Origin of the sequence: Micromonospora sp. NPDC005172 (assembly GCF_040608555.1) — a bacterium.
Lineage (GTDB): Bacteria > Actinomycetota > Actinomycetes > Mycobacteriales > Micromonosporaceae > Micromonospora.
On record NZ_JBEXIL010000018.1, the window covers coordinates 53,264 to 75,452 of the forward strand.

Annotated in this window: 20 protein-coding genes and 1 pseudogene; 12 read left to right on the forward strand and 9 right to left on the reverse strand. The window is 73.5% G+C overall.

The annotated features are described in order from the left end of the window. Nucleotides 1-13: 13 nt before the first annotated feature. From ABZV06_RS15225 to ABZV06_RS15235, 3 genes are all read right to left on the reverse strand, one after another. Nucleotides 14-1,840 carry a long-chain fatty acid--CoA ligase gene (locus ABZV06_RS15225; protein ID WP_355621736.1) on the reverse strand — a complete coding sequence of 609 codons (1,827 nt, stop codon included), beginning with the start codon at nt 1,838-1,840 and terminating at the stop codon, nt 14-16. A gap of 137 nt (nt 1,841-1,977) precedes the next feature. Continuing rightward, the gene (locus tag ABZV06_RS15230) at nt 1,978-2,925 is read right to left on the reverse strand and encodes a terpene synthase (protein WP_355236758.1); all 948 of its coding nucleotides are present in this window, start codon (nt 2,923-2,925) and stop codon (nt 1,978-1,980) included. A 129-nt stretch (nt 2,926-3,054) separates the two neighbouring features. Further along, complete coding sequence (locus ABZV06_RS15235) at nt 3,055-3,684, reverse strand: TIGR03085 family metal-binding protein (protein ID WP_355236761.1); 630 nt, start codon at nt 3,682-3,684, stop codon at nt 3,055-3,057. A 171-nt stretch (nt 3,685-3,855) separates the two neighbouring features. Between ABZV06_RS15235 and ABZV06_RS15240 the strand changes: the two genes are divergently transcribed. From ABZV06_RS15240 to ABZV06_RS15250, 3 genes are all read left to right on the forward strand, one after another. Next, nucleotides 3,856-5,739 (forward strand): ABC transporter ATP-binding protein, encoded by a 1,884-nt coding sequence (locus tag ABZV06_RS15240; RefSeq protein ID WP_355621739.1) that lies wholly within the window; start codon nt 3,856-3,858, stop codon nt 5,737-5,739. An 8-nt stretch (nt 5,740-5,747) separates the two neighbouring features. Beyond that, a complete protein-coding gene (locus ABZV06_RS15245; RefSeq protein ID WP_355236767.1) occupies nt 5,748-7,526 on the forward strand; it encodes an ABC transporter ATP-binding protein in 1,779 nt (592 codons plus the stop codon). 95 nt (nt 7,527-7,621) lie between these two features. Beyond that, nucleotides 7,622-8,371 (forward strand): DUF2470 domain-containing protein, encoded by a 750-nt coding sequence (locus ABZV06_RS15250; protein ID WP_355621742.1) that lies wholly within the window; start codon nt 7,622-7,624, stop codon nt 8,369-8,371. A gap of 124 nt (nt 8,372-8,495) precedes the next feature. On the opposite strand, the gene ABZV06_RS15255 is transcribed toward ABZV06_RS15250, so the two are convergent. The 3 genes from ABZV06_RS15255 to ABZV06_RS15265 all read right to left on the reverse strand — a co-directional run bounded on the left by ABZV06_RS15255 (nt 8,496) and on the right by ABZV06_RS15265 (nt 10,666). Continuing rightward, on the reverse strand, nt 8,496-9,092 hold the full coding sequence (locus ABZV06_RS15255; RefSeq protein ID WP_355621745.1) for a TetR family transcriptional regulator: 597 nt from the start codon (nt 9,090-9,092) through the stop codon (nt 8,496-8,498). A gap of 81 nt (nt 9,093-9,173) precedes the next feature. Then, nucleotides 9,174-9,929: an ABC transporter permease gene (locus tag ABZV06_RS15260; protein WP_355236776.1), complete on the reverse strand. Its 756-nt coding sequence runs from the start codon at nt 9,927-9,929 to the stop codon at nt 9,174-9,176. Beyond that, the gene (locus tag ABZV06_RS15265) at nt 9,926-10,666 is read right to left on the reverse strand and encodes an ABC transporter ATP-binding protein (protein WP_355621748.1); all 741 of its coding nucleotides are present in this window, start codon (nt 10,664-10,666) and stop codon (nt 9,926-9,928) included. Before ABZV06_RS15265 ends, ABZV06_RS15260 begins: the two co-directional genes overlap by 4 nt. Nucleotides 10,667-11,220: 554 nt before the next feature. Here ABZV06_RS15265 and ABZV06_RS15270 point away from each other — a divergent pair. The 4 genes and pseudogenes from ABZV06_RS15270 to ABZV06_RS15285 form a co-directional block, all read left to right on the forward strand. Next, nucleotides 11,221-11,544 (forward strand): annotated as a pseudogene (locus tag ABZV06_RS15270) (phosphoribosyl-AMP cyclohydrolase); the annotation flags it as partial. 180 nt (nt 11,545-11,724) lie between these two features. Beyond that, nucleotides 11,725-12,153 carry a phosphoribosyl-AMP cyclohydrolase gene (gene hisI, locus ABZV06_RS15275; RefSeq protein ID WP_355237007.1) on the forward strand — a complete coding sequence of 143 codons (429 nt, stop codon included), beginning with the start codon at nt 11,725-11,727 and terminating at the stop codon, nt 12,151-12,153. Further along, entirely contained in the window at nt 12,150-13,703 is a 1,554-nt protein-coding gene (locus ABZV06_RS15280; protein WP_355621751.1) for an anthranilate synthase component I, read from the forward strand. Before hisI ends, ABZV06_RS15280 begins: the two co-directional genes overlap by 4 nt. Before the next feature lie 114 nt (nt 13,704-13,817). Further along, entirely contained in the window at nt 13,818-14,384 is a 567-nt protein-coding gene (locus ABZV06_RS15285; protein WP_355621754.1) for a Trp biosynthesis-associated membrane protein, read from the forward strand. Here the strand turns inward: ABZV06_RS15285 and ABZV06_RS15290 are convergent, their stop codons facing one another. Further along, on the reverse strand, nt 14,385-14,654 hold the full coding sequence (locus ABZV06_RS15290) for a hypothetical protein (protein WP_355621757.1): 270 nt from the start codon (nt 14,652-14,654) through the stop codon (nt 14,385-14,387). Nucleotides 14,655-15,142: 488 nt separating this feature from the next. Between ABZV06_RS15290 and trpC the strand changes: the two genes are divergently transcribed. Genes trpC through trpA form a run of 3 tightly spaced genes read left to right on the forward strand, consistent with a single transcriptional unit; the run spans nt 15,143 to nt 18,026 of the window. Then, complete coding sequence (gene trpC / locus ABZV06_RS15295) at nt 15,143-15,946, forward strand: indole-3-glycerol phosphate synthase TrpC (RefSeq protein WP_039906616.1); 804 nt, start codon at nt 15,143-15,145, stop codon at nt 15,944-15,946. A gap of 36 nt (nt 15,947-15,982) precedes the next feature. Then, nucleotides 15,983-17,221 carry a tryptophan synthase subunit beta gene (gene trpB / locus ABZV06_RS15300; protein WP_355236791.1) on the forward strand — a complete coding sequence of 413 codons (1,239 nt, stop codon included), beginning with the start codon at nt 15,983-15,985 and terminating at the stop codon, nt 17,219-17,221. A gap of 1 nt (nt 17,222) precedes the next feature. Next, nucleotides 17,223-18,026, forward strand: coding sequence for a tryptophan synthase subunit alpha (gene trpA, locus ABZV06_RS15305; protein WP_355236794.1), 804 nt, complete (start codon nt 17,223-17,225; stop codon nt 18,024-18,026). A 163-nt stretch (nt 18,027-18,189) separates the two neighbouring features. Here trpA and ABZV06_RS15310 read toward each other — a convergent pair whose 3' ends face one another. Beyond that, nucleotides 18,190-18,711: an NUDIX hydrolase gene (locus ABZV06_RS15310; RefSeq protein WP_355236796.1), complete on the reverse strand. Its 522-nt coding sequence runs from the start codon at nt 18,709-18,711 to the stop codon at nt 18,190-18,192. Nucleotides 18,712-18,812: 101 nt separating this feature from the next. On the opposite strand from ABZV06_RS15310, the gene lgt reads away from it, so the two are divergent. Further along, nucleotides 18,813-20,021: a prolipoprotein diacylglyceryl transferase gene (gene lgt / locus ABZV06_RS15315; protein ID WP_355236799.1), complete on the forward strand. Its 1,209-nt coding sequence runs from the start codon at nt 18,813-18,815 to the stop codon at nt 20,019-20,021. A 15-nt stretch (nt 20,022-20,036) separates the two neighbouring features. Continuing rightward, nucleotides 20,037-21,224 (forward strand): FAD-dependent monooxygenase, encoded by a 1,188-nt coding sequence (locus tag ABZV06_RS15320; protein ID WP_355236802.1) that lies wholly within the window; start codon nt 20,037-20,039, stop codon nt 21,222-21,224. Nucleotides 21,225-21,273: 49 nt separating this feature from the next. On the opposite strand, the gene ABZV06_RS15325 is transcribed toward ABZV06_RS15320, so the two are convergent. Continuing rightward, entirely contained in the window at nt 21,274-22,119 is an 846-nt protein-coding gene (locus ABZV06_RS15325) for a GNAT family N-acetyltransferase (protein WP_355621760.1), read from the reverse strand. Between the last annotated feature and the right edge of the window lie 70 nt (nt 22,120-22,189).

The following is a 22,189-nucleotide window of genomic DNA, read 5'->3' on the forward strand; positions in this document are numbered from 1 at the left end:
CGGCGGTCCGTTGCTACAGCTCGGCGAGGGTGCCGGCGTACATCTTGTCGATCTCGGCGGCGAAGTTGCTCTCCACGCCCCGCCGCTTGATCTTCAGTGACGGAGTGATCTCGCCGTCCTCGATGGTCAGGTCACGCGGCAGGATCGCCACCTTCTTGATCGTCTCCCAGCGGTTCAGCTTGGCGTTGAGCTGGGCGACGTACTCCTCGACCATCGCCTGCGCCTCCGGCGAGGCGACGATCTCGGTGTAGTCGCGGCCCTCCAGCGGACCGCCGGCCACCCAGCCCCGAATGGCGTCCGGGTCGAGCGTGACGAGCATCGTGCAGAAGTTGCGGGCCTGCCCGACCACGACCGCCTGCGAGGTGTACGGGCAGATGGCCTTGAACATCCCCTCGATGTGCGACGGCGCGATGTACTTGCCGCCCGAGGTCTTGACCAGGTCCTTCTTGCGGTCGGTGATCCGCAGGTATCCCTGCTCGTCGAGCGTGCCGATGTCGCCGGTGCGCAAGAAGCCGTCCTCGGTGAAGGCGGCGGCGGTCTCCTCGGGCAGGTTGTGGTAGCCACGCATCACCGGCCGACCGCGGACCAGGATCTCGCCGTCGGTGTCGATCCGACACTCCAGGTCGCCCATCGCCTGCCCGACGGTGCCGATCCGCAGACCGTCGGGCGGATTCACGAAGTTGCCGGCGCTGGTCTCGGTGAGGCCGTAGCCCTCCGAGATGGGCAGGTTGGCGGCGGCGAAGAAGGTGGCGATCTCCGGGCTGAGCGGCGCGGCGCCGGAGACCAGCACCCGCATCCGACCACCGAGGCGGGCCTGGAGCTTGCTGAACACCAGCTTCTCGGCCAGCCCGTAGCGCAGCTTCACCCCCGCCGGCACCGGCTTACCGGCCTGCTCCAGCGCAACCTTCTCCTTGCCGACCTGGACACCCCAGGCGAAGATCTTCGCCTTCGCGCCGCCGGCGCCCTGCGCGGTGGTCACCGCCCGGTTGTAGACCTTCTCGAAGACCCGGGGAGCGCCGCACATCAGCGTCGGTCGGATCACCGCGAGCAGGTCGACCAGCCTCTCCACCCGCCCGTCGACGTAGGTCGGCAGGCCGACGTGGATCGCGCCGCAGAGCAGCGTCTTGCCGAACGAGTGCGCCAGCGGCAACCACAGATATTGCAGGTCGTCGTCGCGCAGCAAACCGACGTCGGCCTGCGCCACCGCCTCCCAGCACCAGCCGCCGTGCAGCAGCTCGACACCCTTGGGCTGGCCGGTGGTGCCGGAGGTGTAGATCAGGGTGGCCAGGTGGTCGGGACCGATGCCGCCGACGAGCATGTCGATCAGGTCGGGCTCGGCGGTCAGCGCCCGGGTGCCCCGCTCTTCCAGCTCGGTGAGGGTGAGCTGGGGGATCGCGGCGTTCGGGTCGGGGGTGCCGTCGAAGAGCACCACGTGGGTCAACGCCGGCAGGTCCGCGCCCGCGATCTTGGCGGCCTGCGCCGGGTTCTCGGCGAAGAGCACCCGCGAGGCGGAGTCGGCGATGATGTACGTCGCGTCCGCCGGCTCGGTGGTCGGGTAGACGGTGGTGGTCGCCCCGCCTGCGCACATGATGCCGAGATCGGCGACAACCCAGTCCAGCCGGGTGTTGGCGAGGATCGCGACCGGGTTCTCCTGGCCCACGCCGAGCGCGTGCAGGCCGGCGGCGACGGCCTTGGCGCGCTGGCCGACCTGCTCCCAGGTCAGCCAGTCGGGCCCCGAGTCGTCAGGGGTAGGGGACGCGAACGCGTGCCGGTCGGGGGTGGCCGCCACGCGCTTGAGGAACATGTCCGGGATGGAGCGGTACGGTACATCGAGAGCCATCGCTGTAGCCGCCTTCGGGGGTGGTGGCGTGACGGTCGTCACGTCATAGTGGTTACCGAAGAGTATTGCCTGATACCGGGCATCGGCTAGTGCCGGTGATCGTCCGGCGACCCCGTCGCGCCGACCGGCGCGATCGATCAGGCGTAGCGGGCGGCCACGACTGACCAGTCGTAGGTGGCCCGGACCCAGTTGCGCCGCGCGGCCAACGGCGAGCGCAACGCCTCGACACCGCTGGCCAGCAAGCCCTCCTCGGCCGCCAGGTACGCCGCCAACCCCCGGTTGAAACGGTCCGCCGCCGCCCGCAGCGCGTCCGCCTCGTCGAGGCCGCCCTCCTGGGCGATGACCGTCACCAGGTTGTGCGCGTCCGGGTCGGACCGGCTCTCCTTGCCGTACGAGAAGAGGTCGTTGCACCAGCAGACCAGGTCCACGGCCAGCAGGTCCAGGGCGGTCAGCGCCGGATCGGTCCGCCGGTACGGTCCGAGCGGCTGCTCCGACGCCAGGTCGGTCAGGGTGAGACAGGGGTGTACGCCGCCGATGTGTCGACGTAGTTGGACGTACTCCGTCACCCCGGGCACCCGCCGGCGTTCCCGGTTGGTGGCCTCCCAGAGCAGCGCGAGCAGATACTGGCGTACCTGGCTGACGAACCGCAGCAGCATCGGCGCCCGGCCCTCGGCCCGGGTCCGGCGGCACAGGTCGTGCAGCGCGACGCCCAGCGGGCCGGCCTCCGGCGGCAGCAGGGCGCCCGGGGCGCCAGCCCGGTCCAGCACGTCGAGCAGGGCGGCGATGACCGGTGCGAGCCGCTCCGGATCGGCCCCGAGACCGTCCTCGTCGCAGGCGTCGTCCATGACGAAGAGCCAGGAGATCAGATCGGTGAGGAGCCGAAGGCCCCGCACCGGCCCGTCCGGGCAGGCTCGGCCCGCCAGACCGGCGGCGTCCGCCCGTTGCAGTCGATGAATTTGACCGGAGTTGACCAGCCCGAAAGCGCGCGCCCACTCGACGCTTTCGTTGGCTACCCGATCCGTGGACTTGTGGCGCCCCGCCGTGAAGGAGGGTTCCCGTAGCGCCGAGATTGCGAAACTTCGCATTCGTGTGCCCCCACATCGTGCCGCCCCGGCGCGGAACGGCGCGCTGAAGCGTACGGGAGGAGGTATCGGCGCGCATCGCTGGGACTGGGGCATTCGTCCCGCTTGCTGTGACCGATTAAGTGCAGTAAGTCACATGCCCAGGTTGGCGTTGCGCAACTGTCGAGCGGACGACACCGAGCCGTCCAGCTGGACCCGGGCCACCCGCTGGCGTCCGGAGAGGAACAGGGTCAACTCGGCCGGGGCGCCCACCATTCGCAGCCGTTCGCCGCCCCGGCCGACGGAGACCTCGCCGTACCCGGGCGCCTGGACGTAGAGGTCCGCCGGGAAGCGTCGCAGCGTCAGCCGGGCCATCGGGGCGGCCCGCTTCCACAGGGTGGCCTGCAGGTCGCGGGACAGCTCGCGGGGCTGCCATCCCGGGACGGCCCGCCGCACGTCCTCGTGGTGGATGAAGAACTCCATCGTGTTGACCAGCTCGTCGGTCAACGGGTTGCTGATCGGGCTCCACAGCGGCGGCCGACGTACCTGCGCCACCAGCTCCGGGTAGGGACCGGCGGCGAGCCGGCGGCGGACCCGCTCGGCGTACCCCCGCAGTGGCGCCAGCATGATCCCGGCGGCCGCGTCCAGACGGCGCTCGCGCAGCACCAGGTGCGCGGCCAGGTCGCGGGTCGCCCAGCCCTCGTTGATCGTCGGTGCGTCGGGCCCGAGGGCCAGGAGGAGATCGGCCAGCGCCTCGCGCTCGGCTCGGGCGTACCGCGACATGGGCCGATCGTAGGCCCGGACCTTCGAGGCCGCGCGCCGAGCGGGACAGGGTCGTTCCGTGGCGCCCGGACGCCCGGTACGTGATGGTCGACATATCCCGTCCGGGTCGGCAGTGCCGGCCCGCAACGGTAAGGATGAGGTAGATAATTGTGGCTTACGGCGGGGGAGAGCGTGGCGAGCAGGACAAGCCGGGACGTGCTCGGCAGAGGGCTGGGGGTTCTGCGGCAGGCGATCCGGGAACAGCCACGGATCTTCACGGTCGCCGTCGTCGGCAGCGTGCTGTTCGGCTCGATGGTCATCGTCAGCGCGTACGTGGTGGGTGCGGTCGTCGGCGACGTGGTCGTGCCGGCGGTCGCGCGCGGCGAGGTCGGCGTCGGCGCCCTGACGCTGGCGGCGGTCGCGCTGTTCGGGATCAGCGTGCTGCGGGTGGTCGGCATCTTCGGCCGTCGGCTCGGTGCCGGCTACATGCAGTACCGGCTCCAGGCCGCCTACCGTCGCCGGGTCACCCGCCGCTACCTGGACCTGCCGCTGTCGTGGCACCACCGCAACGCCACCGGCACGCTGCTGTCGAACGCCAACTCCGACGTGGAGGCGGCCTGGTATCCGATCGCCCCGCTGCCCTTCGCGGTCGGCACGCTGGTGATGCTGGTCGGCGCGATCATCTCGCTGTTCGTCACCGACTGGGCTCTCGCCCTCGTCGGCCTTGCCGTGTTTCCCGCGCTGTTCGCGCTCAACGTGGTCTACTCCCGCCGGATGGCGCCCCGCCAGGCCCGCGCGCAGCGGTTGCGCGCCGAGGTCAGCGGCATCGCGCACGAGAGCTTCGACGGCGCGCTGGTGGTCAAGACGATGGGCCGCGAGGCGCAGGAGACGACCCGGTTCGCCGGCCGCGCCGGTGAGCTGCGCGACGCCCTGATCGCGGTCGGCCGGCTGCGGGGCGTCTTCGACCCGCTGCTGGAGACGCTGCCCAGCCTCGGCACCCTGGCCGTCCTGGTGGTCGGCGCGTTCCGGCTGCGCCAGGGCGCGATCAGCGTCACCGAGTTGGTCAGCGTGGCCTTCCTCTTCACCGTGCTGGCCTTTCCGGTGCGGGCGATCGGCTGGGTGCTGGCCGAGCTGCCGCGCAGCGTCGCCGGCTGGGACCGGGTGCGCCGGGTGCTCGACGCCACCGGCGAGATGCCGTACGGCCAGCGGGTACTCGACCCGGCCACCCCCGGCCCGGCCACCCTCACGTTCACCGACGTGCACTTCTCCTACCCGCCGGCCGAGGCCCACCAGCCCGGTGCGCAGGTGCTCGGGGACGTCGCCTTCACCGTCCCGGCCGGCCGCACTGTCGCCCTGGTCGGGCCGACCGGCGCGGGGAAGTCCACCATCGCCTCGCTGGCCGTACGCCTGGTCGACCCGGACTCGGGCACCGTCGCGCTGGACGGCGTGGACGTCCGCGACCTGACCGCCGCCTCGCTGGCCGGCACCGTCGCGCTGGTGGCGCAGGTGCCGTTCGTCTTCGACGACACCGTACGGGCCAACATCGCCCTGGACCGGGACGGCATCGGGGACGAGGACGTGTGGGCGGCGCTGCGCCTGGCCGAGGCGGACGGGTTCGTCGCGGCGCTGCCCGACGGGCTGGACACGATGGTCGGCGAGCGGGGCACCTCGCTCTCCGGCGGGCAGCGGCAGCGGCTCACGCTGGCCCGCGCGCTCGCCGGGCGGCCGCGCCTGCTGGTGCTCGACGACGCGACGAGCGCCGTCGACCCCCGCGTGGAGGCGGCCATCCTCGCCGGGCTGCGCGCGTCGGCCGGCGAGCCGGGGGTGCCCGCCGCGTCGATCCTGGTGGTGGCGTACCGCCGGGCCACCATCGCCCTCGCCGACGAGGTCATCTACGTGGAGCAGGGGCGGGTGGTCGCGCGTGGCACGCACTCCGAGCTGCTGGCCACCGTGCCCGGGTACGTGGACCTGGTCACCGCCTACGAGCAGGCGGAGGTCGACCGCGCGCAGGAACGCGCGTACGACGACGAGGTGGCGCCGCTGCCGTCGGGCCTGGAAATCGAGGTGGACCATTGAGTACGACGGTGACGACGACCGACGAGCGTGACGCACGGACGGAGACGACCTGGCAGACGCTGCGGCGGGGGCTGGCCCTCTCACCGGAGCTGCGGACCGGCCTGGCCGCCACCCTGGCCCTGGCCCTGGTCTACATGGTGGGCCGGGTGGCCGTTCCGGTGGCGGTGCAGCAGGGCATCGACCGCGGCATCGTCGGTGGCCTGAGGCTGGACGTCGTCTGGTCGGTGGTGGTGGTCACCGCGGCGATCCTCGTGGTCACCACGGCCTGCGGCTACCTGATGATGCGCCGGCTGTTCACGGTCAGCGAGACGGCGTTGGCGAACGTGCGGACGCGGGCGTTCCGGCACGTGCACGACCTGTCGATGCTGCACCAGCAGTCGGAGCGGCGCGGGTCGCTGGTCTCGCGGGTGACCAGCGACGTCGACCAGATCACCCAGTTCCTCCAGTGGGGCGGGGTGATCCTGCTGGTCAACCTGGGTCAGTTGGTGGTGACGACGGCCGTGATGCTGGCGTACTCCTGGCAGTTGACCCTGGTGGTGCTCGTGGCGTTCCTGCCGGCGGTGCTCGTCATCCGCCAGTTGCAGCGCCGCCTCGGCGCGGCCTACGCGACGGTGCGTCAGCGCACCGGCGCGTTGCTGGGCACGATCGGTGAGAGCGTGGTGGGCGCGCCGGTGATCCGGGCCTACGGCATCGCGGGGCGTACCGAGCGGCGGCTGGACGAGGCCATCGACGCGCAGCGTGTGGCGCAGCAGCGGGCGATCCGGATCAGCATCGTGGGCAGCTCGGTCGGCGAGCTGGCCGCCGGGTTGGCGCTGGCCGGCGTGGTGGTGCTCGGTGTGACGCTGGGCGTGGACGGCACGCTGTCGATCGGCCAGCTGACCGCGTTCCTCTTCCTGGTGACGCTGTTCATCCAGCCGGTGCAGATCGCCACCGAGGTGCTCAACGAGGCGCAGAACGCGATCGCGGGCTGGCGGCGGGTGCTGGACGTGCTGGACGTCGCTCCGGACGTCGCGGACCCCGGGGAGCAGGGCCGGAACCTGCCGATCGGTCCGCTGGACATCCGGTTCGCCGGGGTGCGGTTCGCCTACCCGGGTGGGCCGCCGGTGCTGCACGACATCGACCTGGAGATCCCGGCGAAGAGCCGGGTGGCGGTGGTCGGCGAGACGGGCAGCGGCAAGACGACCTTCGCGAAGCTGCTCACCCGGCTGATGGACCCGTCGGCGGGGGCGGTGCTGCTGTCCGGCGTGCCGCTGGCGCAGGTGCGCTTCGACTCGCTGCGCTCGCGGGTGGTGATGGTGCCGCAGGACGGGTTCCTCTTCGACGCGACGGTCGGGGACAACGTGCGGTTCGCCCGGCCGGAGCTGACCGACGAGGAGTTGACGGCGGCGTTCACGGAGTTGGGCCTGGCGGACTGGTTGGACGGTCTGCCCGCCGGCCTGGACACACCGGTCGGGGAGCGTGGCGAGGCGCTGAGCGTGGGGGAGCGGCAGCTCGTCGCGTTGGCCCGGGCGTACGTGGCCGACCCCGACCTGCTGGTGCTGGACGAGGCGACCAGCGCGGTTGATCCGGCCACCGAGGTGCGGTTGCAGCGCACGCTGGACGCCGTCACGCGCGGGCGTACGACACTCGCCATCGCGCACCGGCTCTCCACCGCCCAGGCCGCCGACGAGGTCATCGTCGTGGACCGGGGGCGCATCGTGCAGCGCGGCCCGCACGACGAGTTGGTCCGCGACGCCGACTCGGTCTACGGGCTCCTGTACGCCTCCTGGCTGGAGCAGACCCGGTAACAGGTCGGTGTCCGCGGGCCTTCGCTGGTGGACGGGGTGGTCCTGGTGCTCTACGCTCCGGTTAGGTAAGGCTAACCTTTGAAGGAGGTTGCGCCATGCGGCCCAGCCCCGCCGAGATCGTCCGTACCCTCGTCGCCGGTCGCCTGCCCGGCCTCGTCCACCTGGCGCGCCGCCCGGGCCCGCACCACGCCCGGCACGTGACCGACCCCGACGGGCGGGTTCTGTTGCTCGTTCCCGTGGCCAGCCACCTGGGCGCCGCGCTCCAGCCCGTCGCCGGGGGCGCCGACGTCGCGGTGGTCCTGGACGTCCTCGACCTGCCGCCCGCGGCCGGCGCTCCCGGTCTCGGGCGGGCCTGGGTGTCCGGCTGGGCCGCCGAACTGCACGACGACGAGGCACGCCGGGCGGCGGTCGACTTCGCCGCCGTCGAGCCGACCGGTGACCTGCTCGACGTGGGCACCCGCTTCCGGCTGTTCCGCTTCGAGGTGGCCGAGGTCCGCTGGGAGCGCGCCGGGGTCGTCCACCGGATCGACCCGGGGGAGTACGCCGAGGCGGAGCCCGACCCGGTGCACCCGTTCGAGTCGCTGCTGCTGGCCGACTTCGCCGAGCGCGAGCCCGCCGCTGTCACCGACTACCTGCGCCGGCAGCTCGGGCTGACCGAGCAGACTCCGGACGGACCGCCACGCGTGGTGCGTGTCGACCGGTACGGGTTGGTGGTGGCCCTCGGCCGACCCGGCGCGCGACGACGTGTCCGGCTGGCGTTCCCATGCCCGCTGACCGGCCCGGACGAGTTGGGCCGGCTGCTCCCGCCGCTACGCCGCCCCGCCGACGCCCAGCCGCCCCGCTGAGCGGCCAGGCTCGGCCGCGTTCGCGCGCGCCGGACGCCACGTGCCACGCTGGTCGTGCGCTGCCGGCCGCGCCGTGCCGTGCCAGCCGCGCCGCGCCGACCGCGTGACAGCGCCCGTCGGTCGGCTAGGCCGGCAGCGGTCCGGTCAGGTACCGCTGGACGGTGGGACCGATGGTCGCGACCAGGGTCTCCGGATCGGCCGACGCCACCGGCTCCAGCCGCACCACGTGCCGGATCATGGCCAGACCGATCAGCTGGGTCGCGACCAGCGCCCCGCGCAGCGGCAGCTGGGCCGGATCGACGTCGAGCTGGTCGAGCACCCGACGGAGCACCTGCGTGGTGACGAACTCCCGCAGCAGGCGCGCGGTCCACTCGCTGCTCACCGCCGAGCGCAACAGCGCCACGCCCGCACTGCCGGCCGGAGAGTCCCAGATGCCGACGAAGGTGCGGACCAGCCGCTCGCCGACCGCGTCCTGGTCGCCGGCCAGCACGGCCGGGAGCAGCGCGGCCGGGTCCACGGGGAAGTTCATGGCGGCGCGGAAGAGCTGGTCCTTGGTGCCGAAGTAGTGGTGCACCAGCGCCGGATCCACCCCGGCGGTCGCGGCGATGGCACGGATCGGGGCGGCGTCGAAACCCCGCTCGGCGAACGCCGCCCGCGCCGCATCGAGAATGGCCTCCCGGGTGTCCGGGTTGCCGGGTCGCCGACCGGTACGCCGCGCCATCGCCGCCCCTCGCTCGTCCGCTGACACCGCCGGTCGCCCCGACGGTGAGTGGCGGCCCGCGCCACGCGGGCCGCCGACCGGTCAGCCGGTGCGCCGCCGCAGGGTCGCCGCCGCGAGCACCAGCGCCAGCACCACCGCGCCGAACACCACGCCCACATCCCGCCACATGGTCGCGGTCGGCTCGGCGTGGGCGCCGACCTCCTGCAACGCCTCGATGGCGTACGTCAGGGGGAGCGCGTCACTGAGCCCCTGGAGCCAGCCGGCCATCTCGGCGCGGGCAACGAACAGCCCGCAGAGCAGGAGCTGGGGGATCACCACGACCGGGAGGAACTGTACTGCCTGGAACTCGGTGCGGGCGAAGGCGCTGCACAGCAGGCCGAGGGCGACCCCGAGCACCGCGTCGAGCACCGCGATCCCGATCACCAGACCGCTGCTGCCGAGGGTGCGCAGATCGAAGACCCAGTACGCCAGGCCGGCTGCCAACGTGGCCTGCACGGCGGCGGCCAACCCGAACGCGATGCCGTACCCGAAGAGCAGGTCGAGCTTGCCCAACGGGGTGGTGAGCAGCCGCTCCAGCGTGCCCGACGTGCGTTCCCGCAGCATCGCGATGCTGGTGACGAGGAACATGATCACGAAGGGGAAGGTCCCCAGCATCACCAGGGCGACCCGGTCGAACACCGACGGCTGCCCGGGCAGTGTCGGCTTGTCGGCGTACATGTAGTAGACCAGCGTGAGCAGAACCGTCGGCACCACCACGAGCAGCGCGATCGTCCGCCGGTCGTGCCGGAGCTGGCGCAGGACACGGCCGATGGTCGCCGCCAGAATTCGTACGTTCATGACGGCATGCCTCCCGTCGACGCCTTCTCCTCGCCGGCCCGGATCAGCCGCAGGAACGCCTCGTCGAGGTCGTCCACGCCCGCGGCGGCGCGGATCGCGTCCGGGCTGTCGTCGGCGATCAGGCGACCCTCCCGGATCAGCAGCAGCCGGTCGCAGCGGGCTGCCTCGTCCATCACGTGGCTCGACACCAACAGGGTGGTGCCGGCCGCGGCCATGGCGTGGAACCGGGCCCACAGGTCGGCCCGCAGCACCGGGTCCTGGCCGACGGTCGGCTCGTCGAGGATGACCAGCTCCGGGTCGCCGACCAGGGCGCAGGCCAGCGAGGCCCGACTGCGCTGGCCACCGGAGAGGGTGGCGACCAGCTGACCGGCCGCCTGGGCCAGCCCGACGGCGGCTACCGCCTCGTCGGCCTCGGCCCGACCCCGCCCGTACAGGGCCGCGAAGTAGCGGGCGTTCTCCCGTACGGTCAGGTCGGCGTAGACGCTCGGCGCCTGGGTGAGGTAGCCCACCCGGTGCCGCAGCGTCGGGCTGCCCGCCGGCTGGCCCAGCACCGTGACCGTCCCCGAGGTCACCACCTGCACGCCCACCATCGCGCGCATGAACGTGGTCTTGCCGCTGCCGCTGGGCCCCAGCAGGCCGGTGACGGCGCCGCGCGGGACGGCGCAGCTGATGCCGTCCAGCACCCGCCGTCCGCCCCGATCGACCACCAGGTCGTGGACGCCTATGGCGTCGTCCATCGCGCACCTCCGAGAAACTCATCATCCGTTGAATTCCACGCTAGAGGGGTCGGTGTCGCCCGCGCAACGCCCGCCCGGCCGACCGCGCCCGCCGTCGCGCCAAGTGTGAGAACGGGCAGTAGGCTTCGGACCGGACAGCAGGTCCGGCAACGGGCATTGCGCGCCGATCGGGCGTACGGCACGATGGCGCCGTGGGTCACGCTCCGTTACCGCACAGCGGATTTCTCGAGGACTGGGCCGCGCGGTTGCGAGACGCCGCCGAACGGCCGGTCGTCGGCATCCTGCTGCGCGGCAGTCACGCCCGGCGGGCGGCCACCGCGCACAGCGACGTCGACCTCGACGTGCTGGTCGGTGGCTCGCCGTACGCCGCCCGTCGCGCCTACCTGGCCGAGACGGCCGGCCGGCTCACCCACGTCTCGGTGGCGGCGCGCGACGTCCGCTCCTGGGTGCACCGGCTCGGCGAGCCGGCCGACTGGGCGTTCGGACTGCCGGTCAGCGCACCGGCTCGGCTGCTCTGGGCAGACCCGCACTGGCGGCCCCGGATCGACCTCCCGGTGCTCTGCCAACCCGCCGAGCCACCCCGGCTGGAGGAGCTGATCGCCCTGCTCGGCAAGGCCGCCGCCGCGCGGGCCGCCGCCGACCGCCTCGGGGTGCGGCTCGCGGTGGCGGACCTGGCCCGCCTCTGCCCGTCGGTGCTGCGCCCGGCGAACCCGTCGGTGCGGGTGTCGTCGCGCCGGGCGGCGTTCGCGGCGGCCCTGGAGCTGCCGGTCGCCCCGGCCGGCTACCGCGAGGACATGCTGCTCTGCCTCGGCCTGCGTCCGGGCGCCACCGGGCAGCTCTGGGCGGCTGCCGTGCGGCTGGTCGCCGGCATCCTCCCGCTGATCCGCCCGTACGCGGGGGAGATCGCCGACGTGTCCGGCGCCGACCTGGCCGACGCCCTGGTCGACGGCCGCCTCGACCGTTACGTGGCCCAGCTGGCGTCGCCCGTGGGCCATCGGCCGAAGCCTCGGCGGGAGTCGTCACCGGTGCCCACGCCGCGTGCGGGACAATGGGAAACTGTGCCCGTACCTGACGCGCCGGTGACCGGCGTACCCAGCGAACCGAGTGGCCCGGTGGCGTCAGCGCCGGTCCGTCCGTCCCGGCTCGACCCGGCCATCGCGGCCCAACTGCGCCGCAGCGCCGACGGCCTGGTCGCCGCCGTGGTGCGCGCGCACGACTCCGGCGAGGTGCTGATGGTCGCCTGGATGGACGACGAGGCGCTGCACCGCACCCTCACCACCGGCCGGGCCACCTACTGGTCGCGCAGCCGGCGGGAGTACTGGGTCAAGGGCGCCACCTCCGGGCACCACCAGTACGTGCGCTCGGTCGCCCTGGACTGCGACGGCGACGCGCTCCTGGTCAGCGTCGACCAGGTCGGCGCGGCCTGCCACACCGGGCACCGGACGTGTTTCTTCACCGAGCTGCCGGTGACAGGGGCCGGCGCATGACCGACGGCGCGGTGAGCCCCGACCTGGCCACCTTCACCGAGCTGGCCGCCCGCTGGCGCGTCGTACCGGTCACCCGACGGCTGCTGGCCGACGCCGAGACCCCGGTGGGGGTCTACCGCAAGCTCGCCGGCGGGCCCGGCACGTTCCTGCTCGAATCAGCCGAGCAGGGCGTCGGCTCGGCGGGCACGGCCTGGTCGCGGTACTCGTTCATCGGCGTCCGGAGCAGCGCGACCCTCGTCGAGCGCGACGGCGCGGCGACCTGGCTGGGTCAGCCGCCGGCCGGGCTGCCCACCGACGGCGACCCGGTGCGGGTGCTGCGCGACACCGTCGCCGCGCTCGCCGGCCCGCCGCACGGCCCGGGCGACGGCCTGCCGCCGCTGACCGGGGGCATGGTCGGCTATCTCGGGTACGACCTCGTCCGCCGTTTCGAGCGGCTGCCCGAGCTGACCGAGGACGACCTCGGCGTGCCGGAGCTGGGCATGATGCTGGCGACCGACCTGGTGGTGCTCGACCACTACGACGGCTCCGCGATCCTGGTCGCCAACGCGGTGCTGCCGCCCCTGGACGCCCCGGGCCGCGACGCGCACGTCACCGCCGCGTACCACCACGCGGTGGGCCGGCTCGACGCGATGACCACCGCGCTGTCCCGGCCCATCCCGCCGATGATCTCGACGGTCGAGCGTCCACCGGCCGGCGAGGTGCTCTGTCGTACGCCCGAGGGTGGTTACCTGAAGGCCGTGGACGCGGCCAAGGAGGCGATCCGGGCCGGCGAGTGCTTCCAGATCGTGCTGTCCCAGCGGTTTGAGCGGGCGACGCGCGCCGACCCGCTGGACGTCTACCGGGTGCTGCGCACCAGCAACCCCAGCCCGTACATGTACCTGCTGCGCTTCGACGGGTTCGACATCGTCGGCTCGTCGCCGGAGGCGCACCTGAAGGTGACCGCCGGTGCGGACGGGCGGCGACGGGCGCTGCTGCACCCCATCGCGGGCACCCGGCCGCGCGGCGGCACCGCCACGGCCGACGCCGGGCTCGCCGCCGAGCTGCTCGCCGACCCCAAGGAGCGGGCCGAGCACGTGATGCTCGTCGACCTGGGCCGCAACGACCTGGGTCGGGTCTGCGAGCCGGGCAGCGTCCAGGTGCCGGAGTTCGCGACCATCGAGCGGTACAGCCACGTGATGCACATCGTCTCCACCGTGACCGGCACGCTGCGTGACGACCGTTCCGCGTTCGACGCGCTCGCCGCGACCTTCCCGGCCGGAACGCTCTCCGGCGCGCCCAAGGTCCGGGCCATGGAGATCATCGAGGAGTTGGAACCGGTTCGCCGGGGCGTCTACGGCGGCACGGTCGGCTACTTCGGCTTCGGCGGCGACCTGGACATGGCGATCGCCATCCGGACCGCGCTGATCCGCGACGGCCGCGCCTACGTACAGGCCGGCGCGGGGGTGGTCGCCGACTCGGAACCGGCGGCCGAGGAGCAGGAGACCCGCGACAAGGCCGCCGCCGTGCTGGCGGCGATCGCCGCGGCCGAAACGCTGCGGGCGGCTCGGTGAGCGCGAGGAGTGCAGCGCAGCGGAGCCCCGCAGTCGCGAATGAAAGGCAAGTCCGGTGAGCGCGAGGAGTGCAGCGCAGCGGAGCCCCGCAGTCGCGAACGAAAGGCAATTCCGGTGAGCGCGAGGGGTCGGCGTGAGCTGACGTACGCGATGCTGCTGTGTCTTGCCGGCGCGGCCCTGGCGCTGTGGGCGGCGACCCGGGGCTGGTCGGTCGAGGTGACCGCGCGGCCGGCGCCGCTGCCGCCGGTGCGCGCGGCCCGCAGCGGCGCCGCCCTGCTGCCGTGGCTGCCGGCGTTGGCGCTGGTGGCGCTGGCCGGCGGCGGCGCGGTGCTGGCGACCCGGGGTCGGGTACGGCGGCTGCTGGGTGTGCTGCTCGGGGCTCTGGGCCTGGCGGTGGCGGCCGGCGCCGCCTACGGGCTGGTCGCCGATCTCGGGGGTGTGGTCAGCCGGCAGTGGCCAGCGCTCTGCCTGGTCGGCGGTCTGCTCGTCGCCCTGGGTGGCGGGTGGACGGCGCTGCGGGGTGGCGGGTGGCCGGCGATGGGTGCCCGGTACGAGCGGCCGGCGCGGACCGTCACGGAGAGTAATCCGACGACGGCTACCGCTGCGGGCCCGATGGCCGGCCGGCGCACCACCGAGGCGTGGGACGCGTTGGACCGGGGTGAGGACCCGACCGCCGGCTGATCAGCCGACCGGCTGTCGTTCGCGCTGCGGACGGGTGGCGTCGGCGCGGGCGGCGGTCAGTTCGGCCACCAGGCGGTCCAGCTCGGCGCGTCGGTCGGCGCGGGCCCGGTCGGCGCAGACCGCCTCCCAGGCGTTGCCACGTGCCGTGCGCATCCGGCCGTCGCCGACGACGGCCCGCTCCAGGGTGTGCACCACCCCGACGGCGAGCGAAGCCATGGTCCGGGAGATAGTGGTCAGTCCGATGCTGGAGTTCGACTCGGCAATGTTCATGGCTCACTCCGCACGAGGAGTTCGGCGACGGTCGGGCAGGCGCTTCGTCGAGTCTGCCCGAGGACGATGGTCGACGGCCGACGTTTCGCCGGGGTGACCGCCCGGTCAACTGTCCCGCCACACCCGCGACCTGGGACCGGCCGTTCGGCCTTGAGCTTGCTCACAGCATCGACCGCTGTCGCTCCCGACGAGCGGCGATCCGCGAGGGGTGGCATGATCGATGGGTCGGCCCGGTTCGACCGGAGTCGCCGGGCTCTCGTCGTGTGACGGCGATCGATACCGGAGGTGGCGCTGCGTGACATCCCGTTCACGGCAAGTCGGCCATTATGCCGCAGCCCTTTTCGTGAGCAGCGCCATACCCCCGGCTCCCGGCCTCGGTCGGCTGCCCCTAGCATCGGCCCATGACACCCGGAGAGGGGAGTCCGTTGGTGACTGCTGAGCATGCGCACGCGGAGGGGGACGAGGCCGGTCAGGCAGCGTCCGTAAGCGTGCTCGACGAGATCCTGGCTGGCGTGCGCGAGGACGTCGCCCGTCGCCAGGAGCAGGTTCCGTTGGAGCGGATCCGTGAACTGGCCGCGGCCGCGCCGCCGCCGCTGGACGCGTACGCGGCGTTGCGTAAGCCTGGCGTCGCGGTCATCGCCGAGGTCAAGCGCTCCTCGCCGTCCAAGGGCCGGCTGGCCGAGATCGCCGATCCGGCCGACCTCGCCGTCGACTACGCGGCGGGCGGCGCGCGGGCCATCAGCGTCCTGACCGAGGGGCGCTGGTTCGGCGGTTCGCTGGACGACCTGGCAGCCGTCCGGGCCGCGGTCACCGTGCCGGTGCTGCGCAAGGACTTCGTGGTCTCCAGCTACCAGGTGCACGAGGCGCGTGCGCACGGCGCCGACCTGGTCCTGCTGATCGTGGCCGCCCTCGAGCAGAACGTGCTGATGGGCCTCCTGGAGCGGATCGAGTCGCTGGGCATGACCGCGCTCGTCGAGGTCCACGACGAGGAGGAGGCCGACCGGGCCCTGGAGGCCGGCGCGCAGGTGATCGGGGTCAACGCCCGTGACCTGCGTACGCTTCAGGTGGACCGGTCGGTGTTCGAGCGGATTGCGCCCGGCCTGCCGAGCAGCGTCGTCAAGATCGCCGAATCCGGCGTGCGGGGGCCCCACGACCTGATCCGGTACGCCTCCGCGGGCGCGGACGCGGTCCTGGTCGGCGAGGGACTGGTCACCCAGAAGAGCCCGCGGGAGGCGGTGGCCGAGTTGGTCAACGCCGGCAACCACCCGGCGACGCCCCGGCCGGTGCGCTGACCGCGCCGGTGTGACGCCCCACCGAGAGGATTTCCGATGAGCGCCGATGCGCTGGCCCCGGTGGCCGGTTCGCAGCCCGACTCCGCCGGCCACTTCGGCCGTTTCGGCGGTCGGTTCGTGCCCGAGGCCCTGGTGGCCGCGCTCGACGAGCTCGACGGGGCATGGCGTACGGCGATGGCGGACGAGTCCTTCCGGGCCGAGTTCGGCGCCCTGCTGCGCGACTACGCCGGCACGCCGTCACTGCTCTACGAGGCCCGACGGTTCTCGGCGAAGGTCGGCGCCCGGGTGCTGCTCAAGCGCGAGGACCTCAACCACACCGGCGCGCACAAGGTCCGCAACGTGCTCGGCCAGGCGCTGCTCACCAAGCGGATGGGCAAGACCCGGGTGATCGCCGAGACCGGGGCGGGCCAGCACGGCGTCGCCACCGCGACCGCCGCCGCCCTGTTCGACCTCGAGTGCGTGGTCTACATGGGCGAGGTCGACACCGAGCGGCAGGCGCTCAACGTGGCCCGGATGCGGATGCTCGGCGCCACGGTCGTCCCGGTCACCACCGGCTCGCGCACCCTCAAGGACGCGATGAACGAGGCGATGCGTGACTGGGTGGCGAACGTCGACGCGACCCACTACCTGATCGGCACCGCCGCCGGGCCGCACCCGTTCCCGGCGATGGTGCGGGACTTCGTCCGGGGCATCGGTGACGAGGCCCGCCAGCAGTGCCTCGACCTGACCGGCGCGCTGCCGGACGCGGTCACCGCCTGCGTCGGCGGCGGCTCCAACGCGCTGGGCATCTTCCACGCCTTCGTCGGCGACGAGGACGTGCGGCTGTACGGCTTCGAGGCCGGCGGGGACGGGGTCGACACCGGTCGGCACGCGGCCAGCATCACCGGCGGGTCGGCGGGCGTGCTGCACGGCACCCGCACGTACGTGTTGCAGGACGCCGACGGGCAGACGCTGGAGTCGCACTCGATCTCCGCCGGTCTGGACTACCCGGGCGTCGGGCCCGAGCACGCCTGGCTGCACGACAGTGGCCGGGCCAGCTACCTGCCGGTCACCGACGACGAGGCGATGGCCGCCTTCGAGCTGCTCTGCCGCACCGAGGGCATCATCCCGGCGATCGAGAGCTCCCACGCGCTCGCCGGCACGTTGACGCTGGCCCCGAAGCTCGCCGCCGAGCTGGGCCGGGAGCCCACCATCGTGGTCAACCTCTCCGGTCGGGGCGACAAGGACGTGCACACCGCCGGGGACTACTTCGGCATCCTCGACAAGGAGCGCTGAGATGAGCCGCATCGGGGTGGCGTTCGACAAGGCCCGGGCCGACGGACGGGCCGTGCTGGTGGGCTGCATGCCGGCCGGGTTCCCGACCGTCGAGGGCAGCATCGCGGCCATGACGGCGATGGTCGAGGCCGGCGTCGACGTCATCGAGGTGGAGATCCCGTACTCCGATCCGGTGATGGACGGCCCGGTCATCCAGAAGGCCAGCGACATCGCGCTGGCCGGCGGCGTCCGTACGGCCGACGCGCTGCGCATCATCGAGGCGGTCGCGGCGACCGGCGCGCCGGTCGTCACGATGACCTACTGGAACCCCGTCGAGCGGTACGGCGTGGACGTGTTCGCCCGCGACCTGGCCTCCGCCGGCGGCACCGGCCTGATCACGCCGGACCTCATCCCCGACGAGGCGGCCGAGTGGCTGGCCGCCTCGGAGGCCCACGGGCTGGACCGCACCTTCCTGGTGTCGCCGTCGTCCACCGACGCCCGGCTCGCGATGACCGTCGAGCACTGCCGGGGCTTCGTCTACGCCACGGCCGTCATGGGGGTGACCGGCGCGCGTGCGCGTACCTCCGATGCCGCTCCCACGCTCGTGTCCCGGGTTCGTGGGGTCACCGACCTGCCCGTCGGCGTCGGTCTGGGGGTGGGCACCGGCGCGCAGGCCAGCACCGTCGCCGGGTACGCCGACGGAGTGATCGTCGGCAGCGCGCTGGTCCGGTGCGTCCTCGACGCGTCCTCCGAGGCCGAGGGGCTGGCCGCGCTGCGTGCCCTGAGCGCCGAACTCGCCGAGGGCGTCCGCAACCCCGCCCGCTGAGTCCGCGCCGCTGGTCGTCGGGCCTGCCTCCCCACAACGAGCGTGATGCCTGTGAGTCATCTTGATGACTCACAGGCATCACGCTCGTTGTGGATGTGCGTCTCCGGGGCGTAGGTCACCCCGCATGCCGGGCCGCGCGGCTGTGCCGTCGGGCGGTGCGGAGTCAGGGCAGCAGCGACGGGTCGCTGGCCGTCTCACCGCGCTGCTCCGGCGGCGCGGGGGTGGCGGTGTCGAGCGTCGAGGCAACAGCACGGAGGACGCCGGAGCGTCCGGCGAGCGCGTCGGTGACGGCTGCCCGGGTCAGCGGGGTGACCGCCTCGGGCAGTGCCGAGGGGTCGTGCCAGGAGAGCCGGCAGCCCGCCGGTGGGTCGGCGTCCGGCCGGCCCTCGGCGACACGGGCGCGGAACACGTGCACCAGGATGTCCGGCAGCGGCCCGGCGCGACCGGCCGGTCTGATCGCCGTCGGACCGGTGAGGTGGTAGACGCCGACCAGGTCGACCAGGTCGATCTCCCAGCCGGTCTCGGTGCGGATGTCGCGCAGCGCCGCCCGCACCGGGCTCTCCGCCGGACGGAGTCGGCCACCGGGCAACGCGTACCGGCGCTCGCCCCGGCCCTGCCGACAGAGCAGCACCCGGCCGGCGGCGTCGGCGACGACCGCGGCGACCGCCCAGGTGAGCGCGCTCATGGACAAAGAGCCTACGGCGGCGCAAACCAGAAGTCATTCCGATCGCGGCGCGGCGGCCCGGGGTGCCGCCGCAGGGGTGCGCAGCGGTAGCGTGTGCACCCGTGACCATCGCCTCGCTGTCCCCCCAGGCGGCCCTGCCCAGTCCCAGCACCGCGGTCTGGCAGCTCGGGCCGGTCCCGATCCGGGCCTACGCGCTGTGCATCATCGCCGGCATCGTGCTTGCCTGCTGGGTGACCGAGCGCCGGATGCGCCAGCGGGGCGTCGCTCCGGGCGCGGTGCTCGACATCGCCGTGTGGGCGGTGCCCGCGGGCATCATCGGCGCCCGGATTTACCACGTGATCACCTCGCCGGAGAAGTACTTCGGGGCCGGTGGCGAGCCGCTGAAGGCGTTTGCCATCTGGGAGGGCGGTCTCGGCATCTGGGGCGCCGTCGCCGGCGGCGCGATCGGCGCCTGGATCGCCGCCCGGCAGCTCGGCATCCCGTTGAGCGTGGTGGCCGACGCGCTGGCCCCCGGGCTGCCGCTGGCCCAGGCGGTCGGTCGGCTCGGCAACTGGTTCAACAACGAGCTGTTCGGCGACCGGACCACGCTGCCCTGGGGCCTGCAGATCCACCGGATGGACCCGGACAACCCGGGGCACGCGTTGCGGGACGACGCCGGCCAGCCGATCCTCGAACCCGGCCTCTACCACCCGACGTTCCTCTACGAGGCGCTGTGGAACCTCGGCGTGGTCGCGCTGGTCCTCGTCCTGGACCGGCGGTTGCGGCTCGGGCGGGGCCGGGCTTTCGCGCTGTACGTGATGGGCTACACCGCCGGCCGGTTCTGGATCGAGCTGATGCGCACCGACGAGGCGAACCACATCCTCGGCGTACGGCTCAACGTCTGGACCGCGGCCCTGGTCTTCCTCGGCGCGCTGGCCTACTTCGTGCGGGTCCGCGGCCCCCGGGAGTTCCTGATCCCGGTCGGCGCGGCGGCCACCCCCACGCTGCCCACGACGTCCGATCTGTCCCAGGTCGACCTCTCCGAGCACGAGACGAGCGCGCGTGCCGCCGCCCCGGACGGTTACCGGGTGGTCAGCGAGGAGCAGTACGAAACCTGGCGGGACACCGGTGTGGCACCGCCGGAAACCGCCGACGAGGTACGCCGCGACGGCGCCGAGCCGCTCGACGACGAGGCGGCACCCCACGAGGCGGGCGACGACGAGACCGCCGACGGCGACCGCGCCGATGGGTCGACGGACGGTACGCCCGAGGCACGCGACGAGGCCCGGGCCGACGCCACCGGCGCGCGCCCGGCCGACCGGGACAGCTGAGCGGAGGCGGCACCGATGCGAAGCGCGGTGGTGGTCGGCGCCGGGGTCGGAGGCCTCGCGGTCGCCGGCGCGCTGGCCCGGTCCGGGTGGCAGGTCACCCTGCTGGACCGCGCTGAGCGGGTCCGTCCCGAGCCGACCGCCGTGGTGCTCTGGCCCAACGGTGTCCGCGCGTTGCAGGCCCTCGGTCTCGGCGCCGGTCTGGCCGCCATCGCCACGCCGCTGCCCGACGGCGGGGTACGCCGCCCGGACGGGCACTGGCTCGTACAGCCCCGGCCGACGCCGGCCGACCGGATGCCGGTGGTGGTGCACCGGGAGGACCTGCACGACGCCCTGATCGCCGGCCTCGGTGACCGGGTCGAGTTGCGCACCGGGGTGACCGTGCGCCACGTCCGCGTCGATCCGGGTGAACGGCCGGGCGTGAACGACGGACGGCACACCATCGAGGCCGACCTGGTGGTCGCCGCGGACGGCACGGACAGCGTCATCCGTCGCCAACTTGCCCCGGAAGCGGGCGTGGTCAGCTCCGGCTGCGCCGCCTGGCGGGCCGTCATCCCCTGGTACCGGGCACCCCGGCTACCCGCCGACCAGCCCATCGCCGGCGAGGTGCTGGGCGCGGGCTACCGCTTCGTGGCCGCCTCGTTGGGCGAGCGGGGCTCCTCGGGTGGCTCCACGCGCGGAGGTATCTACTGGGTGGCCACCGCCGCCGGCGCTCCCCGACCGGAGCCGCCGGAGACCCAGCTCGCTCTCCTGCGCCGCTGGTACGCCGGCTGGCCCGCGCCGATCGCCGCGTTACTCGACGCCACCGACCCGAGCGACCTCGTCCAGCAGGAGGTCCGCGAACTCCGTCCGCTGCCGCGCGCCTACGGCTTCGGGGTCGGGCCGGGTGGGGTGGTGCTGCTCGGGGACGCGGCGCACGCCATGCCGCCGCACCTCGGGCAGGGCGCGTGTCTCGCGTTCGAGGACGCCGCCACCCTCGCCTCACTGTTGCGCGAGGCCCGGCTGCCGGACGCCGTGCAGACGTACGACCGGGTGCGTCGTCCGCGGGCGGCGACCGTGGTCCGGCAGACCCGCCGCATGTCCGCGGTGCTCCAGACCCGGGGCCGGTTGGCGCTGCGGGCCCGCGACGCCGCGCTCGGCACGATCAACTCGCGGCTGCTCTCCAGCGCCGCCGCGTCCGCGGCGCAGTGGCGTCCGCCGGCCTGACCGGTCGCGCGTGGCAGGACCTCAGCGCGGTTCAGGGCCTCAGCGCGGTTCAGGGGATCAGGGCGGCGGGTTCGGCGATGCAGGCGGTGCCGATGCGGCGGAAGCCGACCCGCAGGTAGACCCGGGCGATGTCCTCGCTGCCCGCGGAGAGGAAGACCAGCCCGGTGCCGGCGGCGAGCAGTTCCCGGGCGAGGGTGGCGGTCAGCGCGGCGCCCATCCCGCGACGTCGGGCGGCCGGCAGGGTGGCCACCCCGGCGATCTCCGCGACGTCGTCCACGCGCATCGCCATGCCGCTGGCCAGCGCGCCCTCCGTCGGCGTGCCGGCCAGCGCCGAGATCCGTCGGCCGTCGGCGATGCGGGCCCGCTCCTCGTCCAGTGCGGCGAGCTCCAGCTCGGTGACCGCCGCGTCCCGCTGGGCCGGTCCGGCCTCGCCGGGCGCGGTGCCGGGGACGCCGAAGGCCACGGCCGCCACGGCCCGCCGGGCGGCCACGTCCGCGGCGAAGTCGGGCGAGTCGGCAGCCAGCACCCGCACGGGTACGTCGGAGAGCGTCGCCGGGTCGGGCAGGGCGGCCGGGTCGAGGACCATCAGCGGGGCCTCCAGCACGGACAAACCGGCCGAACGGGCGACCGCCAGCAGCTCCGGGGCCGTCTCGTGCACCCACTCGAAGGCCTCCGGCAGGCCCAGCTCCCGCTGGCGTTCGCGGACCGAGGTCACGTCGGCCAGCGACGGCGTCTCGGTGGCGCCGATCCGGGGGCGGGCGTAGAACGGCCAACCCGCTCCGCCACGGACGAACAGCACCAGCGAGCCATGCTCCTCGACACGGGCGACGTCCCGGGGCACCGAGTCGTAGAAACGTTCCAACCGGTCGAAGACGTCCTTGCGCACCGAATCCACCGCGCGAGACTACACGTCCCAGACTCTGGACGGTGTGATCAATCTTGAGTGGCCTTGCGACCCCAGCCCT